The 18,797-nt window shown below is 37.2% G+C and carries 19 protein-coding genes and 1 riboswitch; of the genes, 17 read left to right on the top strand and 2 right to left on the bottom strand.

The window, feature by feature from the left end; genetic code table 11:
* The first annotated feature begins 2 nt into the window (after window positions 1–2).
* The 7 genes from HN643_06155 to HN643_06125 all read left to right on the top strand — a co-directional run bounded on the left by HN643_06155 (window position 3) and on the right by HN643_06125 (window position 7,559).
* Window positions 3–1,988, top strand: a complete 1,986-nt coding sequence (locus HN643_06155; GenBank protein MBT7501216.1) for an adenylate/guanylate cyclase domain-containing protein — start codon at window positions 3–5, stop codon at window positions 1,986–1,988.
* Between the two features lie 27 nt (window positions 1,989–2,015).
* A complete protein-coding gene (locus HN643_06150) occupies window positions 2,016–3,737 on the top strand; it encodes a hypothetical protein (GenBank protein ID MBT7501215.1) in 1,722 nt (573 codons plus the stop codon).
* 579 nt (window positions 3,738–4,316) lie between these two features.
* On the top strand, window positions 4,317–4,589 hold the full coding sequence (locus HN643_06145) for a hypothetical protein (GenBank protein ID MBT7501214.1): 273 nt from the start codon (window positions 4,317–4,319) through the stop codon (window positions 4,587–4,589).
* A 117-nt stretch (window positions 4,590–4,706) separates the two neighbouring features.
* Window positions 4,707–5,279 (top strand): LemA family protein, encoded by a 573-nt coding sequence (locus tag HN643_06140; protein ID MBT7501213.1) that lies wholly within the window; start codon window positions 4,707–4,709, stop codon window positions 5,277–5,279.
* A 10-nt stretch (window positions 5,280–5,289) separates the two neighbouring features.
* Entirely contained in the window at window positions 5,290–6,216 is a 927-nt protein-coding gene (locus HN643_06135) for a hypothetical protein (protein ID MBT7501212.1), read from the top strand.
* Window positions 6,217–6,221: 5 nt separating this feature from the next.
* Window positions 6,222–7,115 (top strand): M48 family metallopeptidase, encoded by an 894-nt coding sequence (locus HN643_06130; GenBank protein ID MBT7501211.1) that lies wholly within the window; start codon window positions 6,222–6,224, stop codon window positions 7,113–7,115.
* A 3-nt stretch (window positions 7,116–7,118) separates the two neighbouring features.
* On the top strand, window positions 7,119–7,559 hold the full coding sequence (locus HN643_06125) for a thioredoxin family protein (protein MBT7501210.1): 441 nt from the start codon (window positions 7,119–7,121) through the stop codon (window positions 7,557–7,559).
* 34 nt (window positions 7,560–7,593) lie between these two features.
* Here HN643_06125 and HN643_06120 read toward each other — a convergent pair whose 3' ends face one another.
* Entirely contained in the window at window positions 7,594–8,181 is a 588-nt protein-coding gene (locus HN643_06120; GenBank protein MBT7501209.1) for a hypothetical protein, read from the bottom strand.
* Window positions 8,182–8,216: 35 nt separating this feature from the next.
* Between HN643_06120 and HN643_06115 the strand changes: the two genes are divergently transcribed.
* From HN643_06115 to HN643_06105, 3 genes are all read left to right on the top strand, one after another.
* Window positions 8,217–8,975, top strand: a complete 759-nt coding sequence (locus HN643_06115) for an RNA methyltransferase (protein ID MBT7501208.1) — start codon at window positions 8,217–8,219, stop codon at window positions 8,973–8,975.
* Window positions 8,976–9,017: 42 nt separating this feature from the next.
* Window positions 9,018–9,123, top strand: a riboswitch (SAM riboswitch).
* Window positions 9,124–9,231: 108 nt separating this feature from the next.
* Window positions 9,232–10,188 (top strand): methionine adenosyltransferase domain-containing protein, encoded by a 957-nt coding sequence (locus HN643_06110; GenBank protein MBT7501207.1) that lies wholly within the window; start codon window positions 9,232–9,234, stop codon window positions 10,186–10,188.
* 109 nt (window positions 10,189–10,297) lie between these two features.
* Window positions 10,298–10,858: a hypothetical protein gene (locus HN643_06105; protein ID MBT7501206.1), complete on the top strand. Its 561-nt coding sequence runs from the start codon at window positions 10,298–10,300 to the stop codon at window positions 10,856–10,858.
* Between the two features lie 42 nt (window positions 10,859–10,900).
* Here the strand turns inward: HN643_06105 and HN643_06100 are convergent, their stop codons facing one another.
* The gene (locus HN643_06100; protein ID MBT7501205.1) at window positions 10,901–11,863 is read right to left on the bottom strand and encodes a hypothetical protein; all 963 of its coding nucleotides are present in this window, start codon (window positions 11,861–11,863) and stop codon (window positions 10,901–10,903) included.
* A gap of 1,196 nt (window positions 11,864–13,059) precedes the next feature.
* On the opposite strand from HN643_06100, the gene HN643_06095 reads away from it, so the two are divergent.
* The 7 genes from HN643_06095 to HN643_06065 all read left to right on the top strand — a co-directional run bounded on the left by HN643_06095 (window position 13,060) and on the right by HN643_06065 (window position 18,774).
* The gene (locus tag HN643_06095; protein ID MBT7501204.1) at window positions 13,060–13,428 is read left to right on the top strand and encodes a J domain-containing protein; all 369 of its coding nucleotides are present in this window, start codon (window positions 13,060–13,062) and stop codon (window positions 13,426–13,428) included.
* A gap of 11 nt (window positions 13,429–13,439) precedes the next feature.
* Window positions 13,440–14,300 (top strand): VWA domain-containing protein, encoded by an 861-nt coding sequence (locus HN643_06090; GenBank protein MBT7501203.1) that lies wholly within the window; start codon window positions 13,440–13,442, stop codon window positions 14,298–14,300.
* Window positions 14,287–14,565: a hypothetical protein gene (locus HN643_06085; protein MBT7501202.1), complete on the top strand. Its 279-nt coding sequence runs from the start codon at window positions 14,287–14,289 to the stop codon at window positions 14,563–14,565. The genes HN643_06090 and HN643_06085 overlap by 14 nt, the downstream gene beginning before the upstream one ends.
* Before the next feature lie 39 nt (window positions 14,566–14,604).
* Entirely contained in the window at window positions 14,605–14,850 is a 246-nt protein-coding gene (locus HN643_06080) for a hypothetical protein (protein MBT7501201.1), read from the top strand.
* Between the two features lie 111 nt (window positions 14,851–14,961).
* Complete coding sequence (locus tag HN643_06075) at window positions 14,962–16,077, top strand: hypothetical protein (protein MBT7501200.1); 1,116 nt, start codon at window positions 14,962–14,964, stop codon at window positions 16,075–16,077.
* Between the two features lie 530 nt (window positions 16,078–16,607).
* Window positions 16,608–17,186, top strand: a complete 579-nt coding sequence (locus tag HN643_06070) for a protein DA1 (protein MBT7501199.1) — start codon at window positions 16,608–16,610, stop codon at window positions 17,184–17,186.
* A gap of 130 nt (window positions 17,187–17,316) precedes the next feature.
* The gene (locus HN643_06065; GenBank protein ID MBT7501198.1) at window positions 17,317–18,774 is read left to right on the top strand and encodes a hypothetical protein; all 1,458 of its coding nucleotides are present in this window, start codon (window positions 17,317–17,319) and stop codon (window positions 18,772–18,774) included.
* Window positions 18,775–18,797: the final 23 nt, after the last annotated feature.

Here is an 18,797-nt window from a genome sequence, read left to right as displayed (position 1 = left end):
CTATGTTAAAAAAACAAACTAAAATTCTGAGCGCAATTTTAACAGCTGTAGTTTGTGTTGGCTTGATGTACGGTCTATTGCATTTTAAGGTTTTTAATTTATTTGATGAACAGTTAAAAGATAAATTATTTGTTCAAGAGGAAATTTCTAATCAAATTGTTCTGATCGGAATTGATGATAAATCAATTCAGTCTTTTGGTGAGTGGCCTTGGTCAAGAAGTTTGCATACTCAAATGATTGATAAATTGAGTAAGTCTGGAGTGAAAGCTATTGGTTATGATATGACTTTTAGTGAGTCGAGCGGTGGAGATAATGAATTGTTGTCAGTTTTGCAGGAGGGGAACAAAGTAGTTTTTCCAATGGAGGGTGAGTTAAAATTGACTTTAGGTGCTGATCCTCAGTTCACTGAAACTTTGTGGCCAATATCAGAGATTCAAGAACGGTCCTCTGTTGGGCATGTCTCTTTGATAACAGATCAGGATGGGCAGATTCGACGTACACCTAATTTTGTTAAATATCAAGATGAAATGGTGACGCCGTTTTTTGTTGGTGTTCTACAAAAAGCTGGCTTGTGGAATGAAGTTGATAGTTTATATCCTGAAAAATTTGATTTTGATCAGTTCGGATTATTTCGCATTAAATTCTTTGGTCCGGAAAATACTTTTCAAAAATATTCTTTCATAGATGTTTACAATCAGGATTTTGATAGTCAAGTTTTGCAAGGCAAGATTGTTTTAGTCGGTGCTACTGCAGACAATTTACATGATCAATATTTCACGGCTTCGACTAAGTTTGAGGCTATGTCTGGGGTGGAAATTCAGGCTAACTTGATTGAGTCATATTTACAGTCGGCATATGTTCAGCAAGTTGATAATCAAATTTTGTATTTAGGTCTATTTATACTTTTAGGAATAATTAGTGCTTTTGTAGCTTTTGCTTGGCGTTGGTATTACTCATTGTTGGGCATGGTATTGTTAATCGTTTTATATTTACTGGGTGTAGTTGTAGCCTTTGTCTTCAGTTGGTTATTTTCGATTTTATATCCTTGTTTGTTAATAATTTTAATTTTTGCTACTGCTTTTGTGATTCGATATTTATTAGAATCGCAAGAAAAACAAAAAATTCGTGCTGGTTTTTCCCAATATGTAGCTAAGGAAGTTGTTGACGAGCTAATTGCTAAACCAGAAAAATTGAATCTCGGCGGAGAAAGGCGAGAATTAACTATTTTGTTTTCTGATATTCGTGGGTTTACTTCATTGTCAGAAAAAATGAAGCCCGAGGAGCTTGTACATTACTTAAACGATTATTTAACCGAAATGACAACTGTGATTATGGATAATAACGGGGTTGTGGATAAGTTTATTGGTGATGCGGTTATGGCTTTTTGGAATTCACCTTTGCATAATGAAAATCATCGCCAAGATGGGTTAACTTCAGCATTATTAATGCAAAGTGAATTAGTAAAATTTAATAAAAAAATGAAAATCCGAGGGATGCCTGAGATAAAGATTGGAATTGGGTTAAATACGGGCGAAGTGGTGGTTGGAAATTTGGGATCACATCAGCGTTTTGATTACACGGCCATTGGTGATGATGTGAACTTAGCATCTCGCCTGGAAAGTTTAACTAAATATTATGGAGTTGGTATTTTGGCCAGTGAAAAAACAAAAGCTGAATTGAATAACAAATTTGTGTTTAGATATTTAGATACCGTTGCTGTAAAAGGGAAGCAAACAGGCATTAAAATTTATCAAGTTTTGGGTGAATTAGCGGACAAAAAAAAGTACGCTGAATTATTAGAAAAATTTGGACTAGCAACACAGCAATATTTAAATCAAGAATGGCCGGAAGCTTTGAAGTTATTTTCGTCGTTGGCAGAAGCCTACCCAGAAGATCGGCCAATCGAAATTTATGTTGAACGCTTAAAAGAATATCTTGTTAATCCGCCGGAAAATTTTGATGGAGTGTTTCGAGCCAATTTTAAATAATTTTCGAAGTTTTGTGTTTGCAAATTTATGAGAAAAGAATCACCAGTAAATAATCAAAAGCTTAGAAATTTTGTTCAGGAAAAAAATCCCGAGGAAAAATTAGAAGTGGAGGCGCAACAAGCTGCGCTGGAAGCTCAGTTTTCTGAACGCCAAGCAGATATCAATGAAAAAACAGTACGATTACAGGAGAAAATTAAACAAAAACAATTGGAGTTTAAGGAAGTAATCGATAGGTTGAAAGAATTGGAGAGTGAATTAGAGTCAAAACAGCAAAGAACACTTGCTAAATTATTTAATTTATTTGAGATTAGGGCTTTGCAGAATGAGATCCAAGGGGATAGGAGAAAAGTTGAAGATTTACAAAGAGAGTTTGAGGGGTTGTGGCAAATGTATAAAGATTTGCAAAAAGAGGCTGACAGTAAAGTCGAACTTGAAAAAGCTGAAAGTTTGATAAGTGAATTTTATAAAGATCAAGCTGAGGCTCTGGAGACTTGGGAAGGTGAGAAAAAGTCCAAGGATGTTATGGAGGTATGTAAAGAACATAATGCTGTATTAAATCACAGTTTTTTGAGCATGACTACTCCGGGACAGGTTTCTGTTATGAAGCGTGGGGTTAGATGGCAGGATATGTTTCATGCAACATTGGCAATGGAGCCTAATTTGTCAACTGCAAGTGTACGGCTTGATAAGCAAAAGAATGAAGTCAAGGATCAATCCTTTTTTTCTTTTGGTGTTTTATTGAAAGGGGGTGAGATTGGGGCAGCAATGGCGAGAGATAGTGTTTCACAAGTATCTGAAGGTGAACGAAGTAATGTATTTAATACTGAAAATCCTAAAGAAGAAATCTCTCAAGCTATTAATAAATCGGAGTCTGGACATAATGAAATTTTAGTAAAAAAACCACAAATTGCAGCTTTGTTTTTTGATTCAGATATTGATGTTAAAATAGCGGAGAATTCAGCCTTAACTGAGCATGGTAATAAAAATTTGATGGATGAAATATTGAAAGAAGGCAAAACCCTGGGCATGCCAGTATATATAAGAGATGCTCAGACAGGTGAATATTTTTTGGTTGAGGAAGTTGTGACTGAAAAAATTGTGAATGAAGAACTTGAAGAAGTTGATAGGAAAAGAGTAAAGTACAATAAGAAACCAATGAAAATAGAGGATATTGTCAATAATGATTTTGAATTAAGTGAAAGTCAGAAAAATGAATTAATAAAAGATGTGTTAGAAGGTGATATATATAATCTGGATTTACCTGAACGAAATAATTTTGATTCTTGGTCATATGCTCAGCAAATATATCAATCTTTATCTTCAAAAGATAAAAAACACACTTTTCGTTTAGCCTCTGATGAGGGTCATTGGGAATCACAAATGGGATATAGTGATGCAAATTCATACATTGTTGCGTTAGAAGAAATAATAGCATTGAAACAAAATGAAATTGAGGTCATTCAAGCAAAAATTGACCGTGGTGAGGTGAAAAATGAATGGGGTGTGGATCTTGCTGGATTGCAAGATAATTTCCAAAAAACACTGAATAAAATAGGTTGGCATCTATGGGGAGTTACCGAGGCTGCTAATAATGAAAATGATGCAGAAATAGGAGAAAAGGCCAAGACGATTGCTCAGTCGTTAGTTAATGAGGATCAGAAAGATGAAATACTAGCAAAGAGGCTAGCTAAAGATGGTAAATTTATGATTAAGAAGGAAGACTTAAAATATATGAAAAGTGTTGGTTAGAATTTGAACTGTATAAAAGAAACAACTTTAATAGTTGTTTTTTTTTGTTTGCAAAAAAAATAGCGCGCCCCGTAATGATGCACAAGGCGCGCTTTTAGGTTAAGAAATGCTTGACGCACCCCCCGGAATAAGGGACTAGACCTGGATATTTCTCAAATATGAATTTTCTCGCCAGTTTCATATTTGTCCAATATCCATTCGGAACCAAATTGTGCGCATTCAATTTGGCGGAGGTATTTCCTAGTCTGTAGACGGTCGCGGTTGGTAGCAGGGCTAGTCGTAGAATGGACTTGACTGCTATTCATTTACCAACACCGCTGTCAAGGGCCATGATGAGGGCGAGCTAACCCACTCCGGTATTACCAGCAATCTAAATCGGTTTGTCGGGAACCAATTTAGGTTACCCCTCCGCGTGGCGGAGGTTTCACTTCTTAACCTAGGTTAAAGTATAGCTTATTGGTTGTATATTGTCAATAGAACAGTAGTTATAATATTTGCTTAAAATCATTGAACTTGATAAACTAGTGCATATACGCTTTAGTGCTCGTTCTTTGAATCTTTGTCATAAGGGAGGTTATTATGACTAATCCATATGATTTACCAAATTTACCTACAAAAGTCTTGTTGAATTATTTAGAAAAAGCTAGGTCAAAACGACACAAGGGCCATACGCCGATACCAGGTGGTCGAATGTTGTCAGTTGTAGAGATTAAGACTGAATTAACCAAACGTGAGCATGTGCCAAACAAGGTTGAAGCTAGAGCTCTTCGACAGGAAAAAGCTAAGGAATCCTATCGAGAGCAAGCTAGAAAAAATCGACGCAAGAAATTAAAGAAAAGAAGGGGTTGGTAGTCAATCAAAGCAAGCCATCACTGGCTTGCTCTTTTTTTATAATAAAAACAAAATAAAGTTGATTTTTCTGCTATAATAGACTATAATTTAGTTGATTTTATAAATAATAAACAATTTATGTCAGCAACAATTATTTATGTAATTTTGGCAGTTGTAGCAGTAATTATCGTTTGGTTAATCGCAGTCTACAACGGACTAATTCGTTTACGTAATCGTGTGGACGAGGCTTCTTCAGATATTGATGTTCAGTTAAAACGACGTTATGATTTGATTCCAAATCTAATGGAGACCGTTAAAGGTTACATGACGCACGAACAAGAAACTTTACAAAAAGTAACTGAAGCTCGAACAGCTGCCATGGGATCACATGATAACAAGGATGCTAGTCCAGAAGACCAAGCTAAGGCCGAAAACATGCTGTCAGGAGCGTTAAAAACCTTGTTCGCAGTAGCTGAGAGTTATCCTGACCTGAAGGCTTCTGCTAATTTTGCGAAGTTGCAAGATGAGTTGAGTGATATTGAAAATAAGATCCAAGCTGCTCGAAGATTTTACAATGGTAATGTTCGTGACTTCAATACCAAAATTCAAGTTTTCCCAACAAATATGATTGCTAATGCTATTGGATTTAAAAAGTATGATTTTTTTGAAGCCGATGAGAAAGAAAAAGAAAACGTAAAAGTTAAATTTTAGTAGTTTAAGTATGAAATTCGAAAACCAAAATTTACCAGTCTCCGTAGCTGAACATGTTGCAGACGAATTATATTCCCAGAAAAATAGGGCGAGAGTTTTTAATACTTATCTCAATAAACTTTGGGAAAGTTTAGGGGAATTGAATAGGGAACGGCAGAAGGAGCTTTTTGTTGATTTTTCACCAGAAAGAGCTCAAGAAATTCAGCAGATGCTTAAGTCTGGGAAATTTAATGTTCACAACGTAACACCCAGTGAAAACTGTATTCTTTTAGATTTTATGGTACCTGAACTTAAGCAAGAGGTGTATAGTGATACTTCTCTCCCCCAAAAAACAGAAGAATTTTATAAAAGAAAAAAACGAGAAATGATTGGTTTTTCGAAAATAATTGATACTATTTCTGGTGATGAGATTATTGACATTGCTGGTGGCGCTGGTGATATGGCTCGTGTTTTATCTGAAAAGACCGGTAAACCAGCTAAGGTTTTGGACATTAATCCACATCAGCTTCGTTATGTAGAAGAGTTAAATAAAATTTTGGATCAAAGTGTTGAACCTGTTCAATTTGATATTAGAAAAGATAAAATTCCTGATGGCACCTGGGTAGCCAAACATCCTTGTGGTGATTTAGCTGATCATATTATTGATAGTTGGTCGAAATCTGAAGGCAGTCCGGAATTGTATTTAATGACCTGTTGTCAGGGAATGGCCAAGAATCATGCCAATCCATATGGTATTGACAAAGAAGAGTGGAAACAACTTTGTCGTCAGTCAGATTTAACTAATAGTAATGACTTGGAAAAACGAAAAAAAGGACAAGAGGCAATGGAAAAGCTGGATTCAGCCAGGATAAAATATTTGCAGGACAAGGGATTCAAAGCGGAATTGCGTAAGGTTCCTGATACAATTAAGGGAAATGTTATTGTTGTTAAAAAATAAAATATATGTACAACCAGATAGACTCCAACAAAAGAAATTCAATGTTCTTGATTGTGATTTTTTTCGCAGTTCTGCTTGGTGTTGGCTATGCTTATGATTATATATATGGTGGCCAAGGCCAAGTTCCGTACCTTGGAATGATTATAGCTGTTGGGTTTTCATTATTAATGACCAGTGTTTCATATTTCAAAGGAGACAAGATAGCCTTGTCAGCTTCTGGCGCAAAAGAAATTCAAAAAACGGACAATCCATATGTTTATCGAATGGTAGAAAATCTTTGTATTACAGCTGGCCTGCCAGCACCAAAAGTTTATTTGATCGATGATCCGTCAATTAATGCTTTTGCTACGGGACGAAAACCAGAATTAGCTTCAATCGCAGTTACCAAGGGAGCAATTGAAAAGTTGGAAAATGAAGAGTTAGAAGGGGTAATTGCTCATGAGTTATCTCACGTTGGTAATTATGATATTCGTTTTATGATGTTAGTAACGGTTTTGGTTGGTGCAATCGCAATCTTGGCAGATTGGTTTATGCGGATAAGTATTTGGGGTGGTCGTGGTCGTTCACGTAGCAATAAGGGTGGTCATCCGGCTTTAATAATCATTGGCTTAGTTTTTATAGTCCTTTCTCCAATAATTGCCCAGCTTATAAAGTTTGCTATTTCTCGGAAAAGAGAATATTTAGCTGACGCTTCAGCCTCACTTTTGACTAGGTATCCAGAAGGGTTAGCTAGCGCGTTAGAAAAGATTGCTTATGAAAATAAGCCTTTAGCTCGAGCTTCGAAAGCAACTGCACATCTCTACATTGCAAATCCTTTTTCCGGAACAAAAGTTAAAAAACTATTTTCAACCCATCCACCAATTGAAGAAAGAATAAAAAAACTGAGAAAGATGGCTTAATCTATGAAAAAAAATTTCTTACTTACAATATTAATTTTGATCATGTTGTTTTCTATAACCGGTTGTGGTCAAAAAACCGTTAAACTCAAAACCAACTCTGGTGAAACCAAAGAATTAGTTATTACAGATAAAACAGTTAAGTATCTGGATTATTCTCCAACAGTTTTAGGGAGAGAGGTAGATTTAGGCAAAAAAGTAGTTTTGTTTTTTTATGCTCCTTGGGATCCGTATTCAGTGACTGCTGATACCAAGTTTGATTTACAACAATCAGACATCCCAGACAAGGCTGTGGTCTTAAAAGTGGATTATGCAAAGGAAGAAAATCTAAAACAAAAATACTCAGTTGAACATACTTCAACATTTATTCAAATAGACAAAGATCAAAATGAAATAAACCGTTGGGTGGTTGGCGATGTTGAAACTTTGAATGAAAAGCTTAAATAAAAAAAGGCCCTAAAGCCTTTTTGAAATATATTGCTTATAATTTTATTTGTATTCGATCATTTCTAATAATAATCTGTAAATCCTTCAAACTAGAATCTGAGTACAGCAAGTTTAATGAAGGTTCGAGCTGTTTTGATAATAAACGGTTGGCCAATCTTTTTGGAAAGTACAATTTTTTGAAACGAACTTTAGTGACTTCTGGTGATAATTTACCCAAGCTATAGACGGGCTTAACAATAGCACTTATGCTCCCTCTAAATGGAGACAGTAAATATCCAGATATTTCTACTTCACCCTCCAATAAGTCTATTTTTAGATCCTGAATCGGTGGATTTTTTAAAGTAGCTAAACTTTTCTTGACCATGTAATTTAGTTCAGACTCGGAGAGAGTTAGGTTTTGTGGATTAGTGGTAACTAGATTAAGATTGGTTTTATTGAACGCTTTTTCCCAGTTTGAATATTTTTCATTGGCATTTAATATTTCTACTGGATTTAATTCTGCAATTGGTTCGACGATAACTGGCTTTTGCCAGAAAAGCATGCTTTTCCAGGAAAAAGCAAAAGTGACAAAGGGAATTGCTAGAATTATTAATAATACTGGAATTAATTTTTTACTTTTCATAATGTTTATATTTATTATATTATAACACTATTTATATGGCTATTACCAGCAAGGACAATGAAAAAATTAAACTATTACGTAAACTTAAGCTCAAGAAATATAGAGAACAGTTGGCGTTGTTCAAGGTAGAAAACTTAAAAATAATTAGTGAAGCTATTGCAGGAAAAATAAAACCGGAGCAAGTTATAGTCACCCAAGACTTTTTAGATAAATACAATAAAGAATTTACTGAGCTCAAGTTGGACTATTATTTAGTTGACAAAAAGGTTTACAAAAGTTTTTCAGAACTTGAAACCCCACAGGGCATTTGCGCAGTTTTTGCTAAAGTTGAAACTAAAACTAATCTTAAAGACCCGGTGATTTATTTAAATGCAATTAATGATCCTGGTAACCTGGGAGCAATCCTTCGTAGTGCTGTTGCCTTTGGTTACAAGAATATTATTGTGGATGAACTTTGCGCTGATATTTACAATAGTAAAACCATTCAGGCTAGCAAAGGTGCTATATTTAAATTAAATATCGAGCAAGATGAAGGATCAAAACTCCTTGATTTACTCAAAATGAAAAAGCTCAAAGTATTAGCGTCTTTATTGAATCAAAAAGCTCATAATCTTGAAGAAATAAAGGTGAAAAATAATTACTGCTTAGTCTTGGGAAATGAATCACGTGGCATTGATGATGAAATAAAGAGTCGCACAGACGAATTTATTAAAATAAAAATCAGCTCAAATATGGAATCGCTTAATGTTGCCAGTGCCGCAGCGATTATTATGCATCATTTAAAAAATTTGTAATAAAATTAATTTTAGTGTAATATTATATATATACAATTTAACCATTTATCAAGAGTACAGTGAGGGATATAGCCCGATGACCTGTCGACAACCCTTGAAGGTAATTCAAGAAGGTGTCAATTCTAGCCCAGCACGGGAAAGATAAATAATTATTCAATTATTATACTTTTTCGTGATGAAAGAGTATTTTTTATTTAAGTATTAAGCTGCAACAAAACCAAAAACTATTTCTGGTTACATCGCGGCCAAAGAATTTATGTTACGTACAGCAGAGTCAGTTTCACCAATGCACCCAGACAAAATTTGTGATCGTGTTTCCGATGCTATTTTAGATATTTGTTTATCGCAAGACCCACATTCACGGGTTGCAGTAGAGACAATGGGGGGGCATGGAGTTATTACAATTACCGGAGAGATTACTTCCGGTGCGGTTTTTGATGCGGAAAAAATTGCTAAACGAATTGCTGGAGATCAATATCAAGTTAGTGTCAATTTAGTTCAGCAATCTCCAGATATTGCCCGAGGAGTTGATCCGGGTGGTGCTGGTGACCAGGGAATCATGGTTGGATATGCTTGCAGTGAAACTCCGGAATTAATTCCTTTGGAGGTAAAGCTTTCACGTGATTTGTGTCGAGTATTATTTTCTAAATACAAAACTGATGGCAAAACTCAAATTACATTAGAAAACAATTTAATTTCAACTGTCGTGGCCAGCTTTCAGCATGCTCGAGCAGAAGAAATGAAGGGGCTGGTTGAAGAATGGTTAAAAGACAAAAATGTAAGTGAAAACCTTAAAATTTATGTTAATCCAGCTGGTGATTGGTCACAAGGAGGATTTGAGGCAGATGCTGGTGTAACTGGTCGGAAATTGATTGTGGATAACTATGGTCCACGAATTCCTATCGGAGGTGGTGCATTTTCAGGCAAGGATCCGTCCAAAGTCGATCGTTCCGCTGCTTACATGGCCAGAAAAATTGCTGTTGATTATTTACAAAAAAATAATGCCAAAGAAGTTATTTGCCATTTAGCTTATTCAATTGGAGTAGCTGAACCGGTAATGGCGACTGTGGAAATTGATGGTCGCAAAGAGAATGTACAAGGTTATGATTTAACTCCTAAAGGGATTATTACTTTATTAGAGTTGAAAAAGCCTCAATTTGAACAAACTGCTGAGTTTGGCCATTTCGGGAATAATTTTTGTTGGGATAAGTAGTTAGAAGAGTAAAGTTTTAAGATTAAAGAAAACTCCTATTGACACTGGGGTTTTCTTTTGTTAAGTTTAAATATTCGTGAAAATCGCGAATCCAAACGAGGAGGATGTCATGGGAAACGATTTTGTTGGAGTTCTTGTTCAGATGAACCGAGCAGATTCTGATCGAGCCACCGAGTTGGCTTTGTCAATTGATAAAAGAAAGTACAATTTTAAGCATTTAATGGAATTGCTATTATCTTTTGAACCAGCCTATGAAAAGGATGAATCTGAAGGGCTTGAAGACAGAGCAATTATAAGAGAAATTCTTGCAGATAAGTTTGGTGTTGAACTATCAGCAGAAGTTCTTATTAGTTATTTAGATGCGTTCAAAACATCTGATAATATAGGTTGGGCTCTGCAGATTTTAAGAAGTGTATACTCAAGTATGCTTGATATTGATCAGGCTGCATCATTAATTAGGATGGGACCTTCTGAGGTACGGGAATTTGGAAAAGAAGTGATTCTAGGCATAATTGAAGCAAATGCGATAACTTGTGAGAACGTTTTTTCATTTTATCCAAATATTGTGGATCCAAGCGATAAAGCTGCCATTCATATTTTTACAGCGTTAATGGAACGGGATGATGAATCCGCTTTGGAAAAATCTTTTCGCAAGAAGTTTTCTGTGTAATAAAAAATCCCACTATTCGTGAATAGTGGGATTTGTGTTTGTCTACGTCTCTTCGCCGTTGCTAGACACCAGCTTGAGATGTGGTGGCTTGCCAACGACTGGATTCAGTCTGGCGTGTTCACCAGCTTCGATACGTGTGCGCATGAATTCCGTAGGGGACTGCTGGTTGAATTCATCCAACGCTGTTTGTGCATCTTCCATAGTAACAGCATTACCAGCTGGGTCGTGGTACAGTAGATCGTTTGGATCAATTCCTAGAATTAGATGATCAAGCGATAGGAACCAGAACAAATACTCGAACGGGTCAATGCCGTCCAGAATATATGGTGGTGATGTCCCAAGTGTTTGGTAAACCGGTGGTGCGTAACACTCGAAGTTCGCTTGATTGGAAAAGTCCCTTTCGTAAAAAGACTTTGCCTTGACCTTTAGATTGGGAACAATCCCAACGGTCTGATATCCAGCCTCAATTCTTGTTCCGTAGAGCTGATTGAAGTTGGAAACCAGAGCGACTTGGCAGTCGCCAAACCTGAGAAGCCCAGCGTGCGCGTATTCGGGTAGGCACAGTTTGATTTTCTGTACAAACTGTTCATGGCCGTCAAGCGTTGGCAATTGCATCTGACCGTGCGTATGAATACTGATTCGGCAAGCACCGTCATCAATGCAAATATGCACATTGTATGTGATGCTCAGAGGCGCATTGAACTGCGTGAGGATGACTCGAAGTTGTAGAGGGTTATCATTTTGATCTTCTGCCTGGCCAATCAGGTTGAACAATTGTGACAACTGAACACCTTCGCTGTTTTTTGGAAATGGTATATCTGCACCATTAACCCTAAACAGAATAACCTTGTTCACGCTCAAAAGAGGAAAGATTCCTAGTACGTGACGCATTGCGGAATAGAGCTGATAACCCAGCTTACTATTTCCAGAAAGATTTCTGAACCATTGTCCGGCAGTTTTCTTGGGCCAGGGGATCAACTGAGAAAATTCAGCCTGAAAAAACATGTTTCCTCCTTGGGTTATAGTTTTCAAAATTCAATTAATCATTGCTGATTAGACCAACAACCTTAACATAAATTTAATTTAATGTCAATAGAAATGAGTATTATTGATTATATGTTTGGATGATTTTGCTAAATTTACGCATTGTTCTCTTTCGTAAGTTTTTCAGTATATTTCATAGTTATTTAGACGTATAATTTGAATAGATGGAGATAATTGATAATTTTAACAAAGGAGAAAACATGGGATATTTACTATTGTGTAAGAATTGTCACTATCTGAAAACTCTTTGCACGTGTTTGGGTGTTAAGGAGAAAAAAGAGAGTTCAAAGAGGTTTTGTCACCGGTGTAAGCGTGAAATGACCCCGTTCCTCTATCCTGAAGGTAGAAACGGTGAATGCAAGCATTGCAACAGTATTGATGATGGTTTCTTTATGGGATTTCGGTAAGAAACTACGAGGACAGTTTCAAATGCTGTCCTCCCTTTTCTAACGAATCAAAAAATTTGGTTTGTTTTGAGGGTTGACAAATTAGTCAGAAGTAGTATGGTTAAATTGAATATACTGTCAATTGTTCATTTAAAATATATGCTCGTGGAGGCCTAAATGTTATATAAAATTTTGCTATTTTTAGGCGTTATTTTACTAGTTTGGATAGGGATCAGAATTATTGTTCGTAGCCATCCTACTGTTTTTGACAAGAGTGGCATTCGGGCGATGAAGAATGGAAGTGGTGCGAGACCAATTATACATGGTCGAGATGGCTGGCAGTCAGCGATATTGTTTGGCATTTTCTCTTTGTTACCACAACTTATCCCGGCAATTGCAAAGAAGGAGCAATCAAAAATTTTAAAGAAAGAGCTTGGTCAATTTCGAGCAAGAAAAAAAAGAATCAAAGAACCCTTCAAGCATCTTCTGCCGTTGGAAGCTGTTATTGATGAAACGGCTGAAGATTTCTTGGATCAGGTAAGGGAGCAAGGTTTTGACTTTATTCCTTTACGACTCAAAATTCAGAAAACGAGAAAAAAGTTCCCTGAATTTGCTGAGCTTTACAAAAAGACCGATGATTTGTTGGCAACTTGCTTCGAGTTACTTATTCAGGCAGGAGAAAGAGCAGAAACTGACGATGATTTGGTGACCTTGTCTGAGATTGAAGCCGACTTTAATGATTACAAAGCATCACGCTTTGATTTTGGTGATATGACTTCTTTGCTTGAGCTTTATGATAAGTTGTTGGAAGAAGAAGTTACTTTGCGAGATTATTTGGCGGGGAGTTCTTCTGGTGGTAGTTCAAACAGTGGGACTTCATCCAAAGGCCCAAGAAAGAATTATTACGATATTTTGGGAATTCAGCCATCTGCGACCTCCAATGAAATCAAATCAGCATATCGGAAAATGGCAAAAAAATATCATCCCGACGTGAAGACTGCAGAGATGAATAAAGTCAGTGATCCTGATGTTAGAGCTCAGATCGAGAAAGCTTTCGATGAAAAATTTCAAAATGTTAATGAAGCTTATCAAATATTGAAAGATGCTCAACAACGTGCTGATTACGACAAAACATTATAAAGGAGGAGACAATGGCAAATATTATTAAACGTCCAACTTCAGGAGCTGGTGGTTTAACCAAACTTGGCGAAAGACGAGGCTTGGCCAAAACCAGAGAATCAAAGCGATTTGGTTCTACTGGTAAAACGCCTGGAAAGGGAATTTTGGAGGTTGCTTTTGCCTTTGATACTACTGCTAGTATGTGGGGTTACTTTGACCGAGGAAAAAAGGCAATTGCTCGGATCGTGAAAGAAGTGAGTGAAACAAATCCTAAGGCTCGTTTCTGCTACATTGCTTACAAGAATCATGGCGATGAAGAAAGGCATTTTGATGGAGTTCGTGCTTTCTCGGCTACCGATTTTTTGAGCGATCCGCAAGATATTCAGACTGAAATAGAAAAAGTTCGGCCTGGTGGCGGTGGTGATGGTCTTTCTGCCCTGGAATGTGTTCTTCATCATTTAGCACATGATGTTGAGTGGACCCCTGGTTCAATCAGGATGGTAGTGTTGATTGGAGATATGCCTCCGCATGGCGTTGTTGACCCAGTTTCTAACTGTCGGAATGAATTCAATTACAAGGACGAGATCGATAAGCTTGTTGAGCTTGGAGTAACGGTTTATTCCATGTTCTGTTTTGAAGAAGGGGCCTTAGCGTACAAGAAACTCTACAAAACGCAAGGCTTTTACAAGGAAATTGCAAAAGAGACGAAGGGACAATACCTTGAAATGTGTGATTCTGATCTTGATGATTTGGTTCAGATTTTGATCGGAGTTTGCGCTCACAAGACTGGCGACTTGGAAGAATACGTAAAAACACAGAAAAAACGAAATCTGTTATCGGCTTCCGCGGAAAGTAAGCTTTTACTTTTAGGAGGCGGTGGTGAAAAAAAATAAAACAGAAGAAAAAGATGCCAAAATTAAGTTGTCCGGTGAGCAGGAAGAAGTTGTAGAAGAGGCTGTGGAAGTTGCCTTTGATCTAGGCAAAGAAATGCTTATGAATGGTCTGGGAAGCTTTTTTGCTTTTTCAGATAGAAAGGCAGAAATAAAAAAACAAAAAGCGGAGACTGCGGCCAAGGAAATGCGTAAACTTACCAGGCGAGGCGTTGATTCGCTTTACAAAAGATGTCGAGATGCGATTTTCGGAAAGGATGATGATTGATGGTCAACTAGTAAGTCACACATAACAAATGGAGGTGGTGTGATGTTGAACTTTGTTGGTATTTTGTTTGTTTTAGTGATCGTTGCATTGCTTGTTGGCGGGGTGCTGTTGATCAAGGGATCATGGCAGCCTTTCAAGGATGAGGAGGGAAACCCCATTCCCTTCACTGAAAAGGAAAAGTGGAGCGTTGGTGCCTTTGTGGCCGCTGCGGTCATTGGTGTCTGTACCCTTTTCCTGGCCACGGATCATCCGTGGGTAAAGAAAATGAAGGGGCGAAGAGTATAAATCACAGGGCAAGGTGCTTGCACCTTGCCCTCAATTTTCAATAACAATACTTATTTTTAAAAAATTTAAAAGTAAATATTGTTCATTGAAACCAACGCTGTGGAGGATGACATGAAGAGAAAAGCAGGAATAATTTTTGGAGTCATTTTTATCAGCTTGGCAATCCTAATGATTGTCAGTTTACTGAAATACGCAACTATTTTTGGTTTTTTGCTTATTTATCCCTACGTAGTTACAAAGATTACAGGTTTTGGGATGAATTCATATTTGGCGCAAGGAATCGGTATTGTTGTAGCCATTCCAATTTGGTATGCAGTTTTCCGACTTTTGTTTAGTTGGAAAAAGGATCGCAGAATGGCTGGCATGATTACAATTGTAGCTTTTTTCGCTTTGCATTCATTCTCTATGTTTTTATTGCAAGGTGATTCCTTGGTTCATCCATTTGATGGTCCCGCAATGGCGAAATTTTGTACTGTGAATCCTTTGACAGGTGAAATTCAAACATTTGAACAGTCTATCTATGATCAGTTTGGTAATAAAGCGGAAAGGTGCTCACCGGAATTGATTGAAAAGTACGAGAGAGAAAAAACTTTTACTGATGGAACAAGCAAGGAAGTTTCTTTTTCTAGGGTGCAGGATGGTTTCATAAGTCCGGCAACTGGAAAACCATTGTTCTTCTATTGTTTTGACTCTGAGAAAAAAGCACACTTTTTTTCTTCTGAAGGATATTGTCCTTGGGGAGGTCAACTTTTGCCTGTCAGTTCTGTTCTTGTGGCAAAAATAGCCAATAAAGAAATTTTGGTGCATCAAGAGTCAGTTTATGTCCCATTTGAACTGGAGTTTCCAACGTTCGAGGGAACAACACAGGAAGTTGAAGTTGTCCCTGCTGAATCTGAAATGCAAATAAGTTATACTGCGTGGTTTTGGGAATTTAGAAATCACAAAAAAACAAATATTATTGCGGGGATTTTCTTCGTTCTGTCAGTAATTATTTCTATTATTACGTTATGTGTTGGACTGTCAGACGGGAATGGGCCAACTATGGTTGGTGCGTTTATTGTGCTTCCTTTTTTAGCAGTAATAAGTGTATTGACTGCTGATATATTGTCCCTGCTCATTTGGGCACAATTGCATATAGTTGTCATGGTTGTTCTTTCGATCCCAATTTACGTACTATTGACTATTGGCGTTTTTCATTTAGGTATAAAGATTTTTGATGAATTTTAATAACCAACGGGGTAGGCTTAGCTTGCCTGCCCCAACTTTTTTCAATCAATAATATTTGTTTTTAATAATTTGAAAATAAATATTGTTCATTGACTAAAATTTAGAGGAGACGAAAATGCTAAATTCACTTATTAGTCTTGGCGTTGTTGCTGGTGGTGATTCGGGTGGTGGAGGAATTCTGCTGATTATCATCATTATCGCTATCATCTTTTTTATCACCAAGGATTAAAATGAGGTGCGATTGCGGTAGATCCGCGAGACAAATTTTTACATTGAATAATGTAACGTATTGTGATTTTTGCGTGAATTCACGTGCGCCAAAGTGTTCGGTCTGTAGTCAGCCATTAATTGGGAATAATACTGTTGAATGTGATGGTTCTTTATACCATTCACAATGTTATGACTCAATTGCTTTGAAATGTTGCCTTTGTAGGAATAAAATAAACGGACGATATTTCAACACTGACCAGGGTGCTGTTTGCAAAGGGTGCCATGATCCACGTTTTCAGTGTTTTACTTGTCACTCTCAAATGGCTCCTAATGATGTAATGCACTTAGCCGATTACCGGGTAATTTGCCCGACTTGTTCAATTGATGCCGTTTTTCAAATTGATCAAAGTATAATAAATGGTGTTAGTCGGATATTGCACCTGCATTCATGGTTTCCAAGGAAACCCATTGAATATAGAGTCGTCGATCTGAATACCCTTGGGATTATAACTAAAAGAAATAGGAATCGAGGTAGTACAACCTTGGGGAATTGTTTAACTAAATATATCCAACCTTTTCTGGGAAAAACAGAAGTTACGAATCACTTGATTAGCATTCTTTTTGGGTTACCACTTGATGTGCACAGAGCCATCTTGGTGCATGAACTTTTTCACGCTTGGTTACATGAGTTTGTTAGCCAGGACGAAGTATCAGGTGACGATGCAGAGTGGTTATGTGATAATATGGCCTTGCATTATCTGATTCAGATAAAAGCAAATCCAAAATGGATTGAACAAACAAAATATTCAAGAGATAGATATCAGTCAAGTAGGTGGCTTAGAAAAAAATGCGCTAATATTTCTCCCCGAGAAGTTATCATTTATTTGAGGGATCTTTGAAACTAAAATAATGCTAGGGGCGAAGTGAACAACTTTGCTTTCGCCCCTAATTTTTTTCAAAAAACGATATTTGATTTTAATGATTTAAGATTAAATATTGTTCGTTGAAAATAACCATTGGAGGTGTGTTATGAAGAGGACAGCTAAACTGTTTCTCGGGTTGTTTTTTGTGGCATTGGCAATTCTGATTTTGATCAGTCTTGTTAAATATGCTTCGATTTTTGGTTTTTTGATGGTTTATCCGTACGTGGTCAGCAAGATTTCCGGATTCGGAATGAATCCTTATCTGGCCCAGGCAATTGGAATAGTTGTTGCGGTACCTCTGTGGTACGCAATTTTCCGGCTTTTCTTTAGCTGGAAGAAAGATCGACGGCTTGCGGGGATGATCACCATTGCAGCATTTTTTGCATTGCATTCCTTGGCAATGTTCCTGATTCAAGGGGACTCCTTGGTTCATCCTATTGATGGACCGGCTATGGCTAAGTTTTGCACAGTCAATCCTTTGACTGGTGAAATTCAGGTTTTTGAACAGGCTCTTTATGATAAGTTTGGTCAGCAGGCACAGCGTTGTTCCCCCGAGCTCATTGAAAAATATGAGAAGGGTAAGCAGTTTGCTACTACCAAGAATTACGAAGTCACACTTGAGAGAGTAGAGTCTGGATTTGTTAGTCCAGCCACGGGAAAGGCACTTTTTTTCTACTGTACTGATCCTGAAGGAACGGTTCATTTTTACGCATCCTCTGGGTATTGTCCCTGGGGAGGCGAGCTTCAGGTCATTACTGGTGAAATTGTAAGGAAAGAAAGAGAGAAGTTGCAAAAAAAAAATGAACAAATCAGGTTAGAGAAAGAAAAAAAGCAAAACCTGAAATTAAAGATTGAAAAAGAGCGACGTGAAAGATTGGTTGCAGAGAAAAAAGCAAAAGAAGAAGCACGAAAAAGGGTTTCAGCAGAAAAAAGTCTAGAGGCCGAAAGAAATAAATTTGCCCGACAGGAAAAACGAAGGGTACATCTAGAAAACAGAAAAGCTGAAGATGCTAAGGCTGAATTACGAAAAGAAAGGGTTGCTAAAAAAAGAGCAGAAAAAAAAGCCAAAGAGAAGGCTAAAAAAGCAGCCCAACTAGAAAAAGATAGAAAGCATTACGAAATTGTTACAGCTGGCTGGAATAAAAATAATCCAGCTGCCAGTAAAACTAGAAATGTTGTGGCATACCCTGTTTTTCGAAATATTGAGTGGAATTGGCCCGGTTTTCTGTCTTCAAATTGCCGGCTTTATTTCAGAGGTGAGGAAAAGCACGGTGTCTCAGTTACATACACTGATGCAACAATGAATGCCTGGGTGTTGAAAAGCAAAGGAGAGTCCCCAGCTCAATATAAGCAAAGGACTCCTATTGTTTTCTCTTGGAAATTGGCACCAGAAGTGTACCTTGAAGCAAATTTGAAGCATCATACTCAAAATGCACGATTTATGATCGATTTGACATCATATTACAAGGGATTGAAGGGAGGTAATTCTAACCTTCGTTGGATTGAAGTGACAATCAGTGGCAAGGATGCTAATGATCATTATATGGAATACACTTTTCAGTAAAGAGGACCACTAAACAGGAGGGA

The sequence above is a fragment of the Candidatus Falkowbacteria bacterium genome (genome assembly GCA_018674305.1).
Classification (GTDB): domain Bacteria; phylum Patescibacteriota; class Patescibacteriia; order UBA11705; family JABHMO01; genus JABMRF01.
This window is presented reverse-complemented; position numbering and strand designations above follow the sequence as displayed.

Bases quoted from the DNA above. Each gene is read 5' to 3' on its own strand.
- HN643_06155 (MBT7501216.1), top strand. From the start codon at position 3: ATGTTAAAAAAACAAACTAAAATTCTGAGCGCAATTTTAACAGCTGTA.
- HN643_06150 (MBT7501215.1), top strand. From the start codon at position 2,016: ATGAGAAAAGAATCACCAGTAAATAATCAAAAGCTTAGAAATTTTGTT.
- HN643_06145 (MBT7501214.1), top strand. From the start codon at position 4,317: ATGACTAATCCATATGATTTACCAAATTTACCTACAAAAGTCTTGTTG.
- HN643_06140 (MBT7501213.1), top strand. From the start codon at position 4,707: ATGTCAGCAACAATTATTTATGTAATTTTGGCAGTTGTAGCAGTAATT.
- HN643_06135 (MBT7501212.1), top strand. From the start codon at position 5,290: ATGAAATTCGAAAACCAAAATTTACCAGTCTCCGTAGCTGAACATGTT.
- HN643_06130 (MBT7501211.1), top strand. From the start codon at position 6,222: ATGTACAACCAGATAGACTCCAACAAAAGAAATTCAATGTTCTTGATT.
- HN643_06125 (MBT7501210.1), top strand. From the start codon at position 7,119: ATGAAAAAAAATTTCTTACTTACAATATTAATTTTGATCATGTTGTTT.
- HN643_06120 (MBT7501209.1), bottom strand. From the start codon at position 8,181: ATGAAAAGTAAAAAATTAATTCCAGTATTATTAATAATTCTAGCAATT.
- HN643_06115 (MBT7501208.1), top strand. From the start codon at position 8,217: ATGGCTATTACCAGCAAGGACAATGAAAAAATTAAACTATTACGTAAA.
- HN643_06110 (MBT7501207.1), top strand. From the start codon at position 9,232: ATGTTACGTACAGCAGAGTCAGTTTCACCAATGCACCCAGACAAAATT.
- HN643_06105 (MBT7501206.1), top strand. From the start codon at position 10,298: ATGGGAAACGATTTTGTTGGAGTTCTTGTTCAGATGAACCGAGCAGAT.
- HN643_06100 (MBT7501205.1), bottom strand. From the start codon at position 11,863: ATGTTTTTTCAGGCTGAATTTTCTCAGTTGATCCCCTGGCCCAAGAAA.
- HN643_06095 (MBT7501204.1), top strand. From the start codon at position 13,060: ATGACTTCTTTGCTTGAGCTTTATGATAAGTTGTTGGAAGAAGAAGTT.
- HN643_06090 (MBT7501203.1), top strand. From the start codon at position 13,440: ATGGCAAATATTATTAAACGTCCAACTTCAGGAGCTGGTGGTTTAACC.
- HN643_06075 (MBT7501200.1), top strand. From the start codon at position 14,962: ATGAAGAGAAAAGCAGGAATAATTTTTGGAGTCATTTTTATCAGCTTG.
- HN643_06070 (MBT7501199.1), top strand. From the start codon at position 16,608: ATGGCTCCTAATGATGTAATGCACTTAGCCGATTACCGGGTAATTTGC.
- HN643_06065 (MBT7501198.1), top strand. From the start codon at position 17,317: ATGAAGAGGACAGCTAAACTGTTTCTCGGGTTGTTTTTTGTGGCATTG.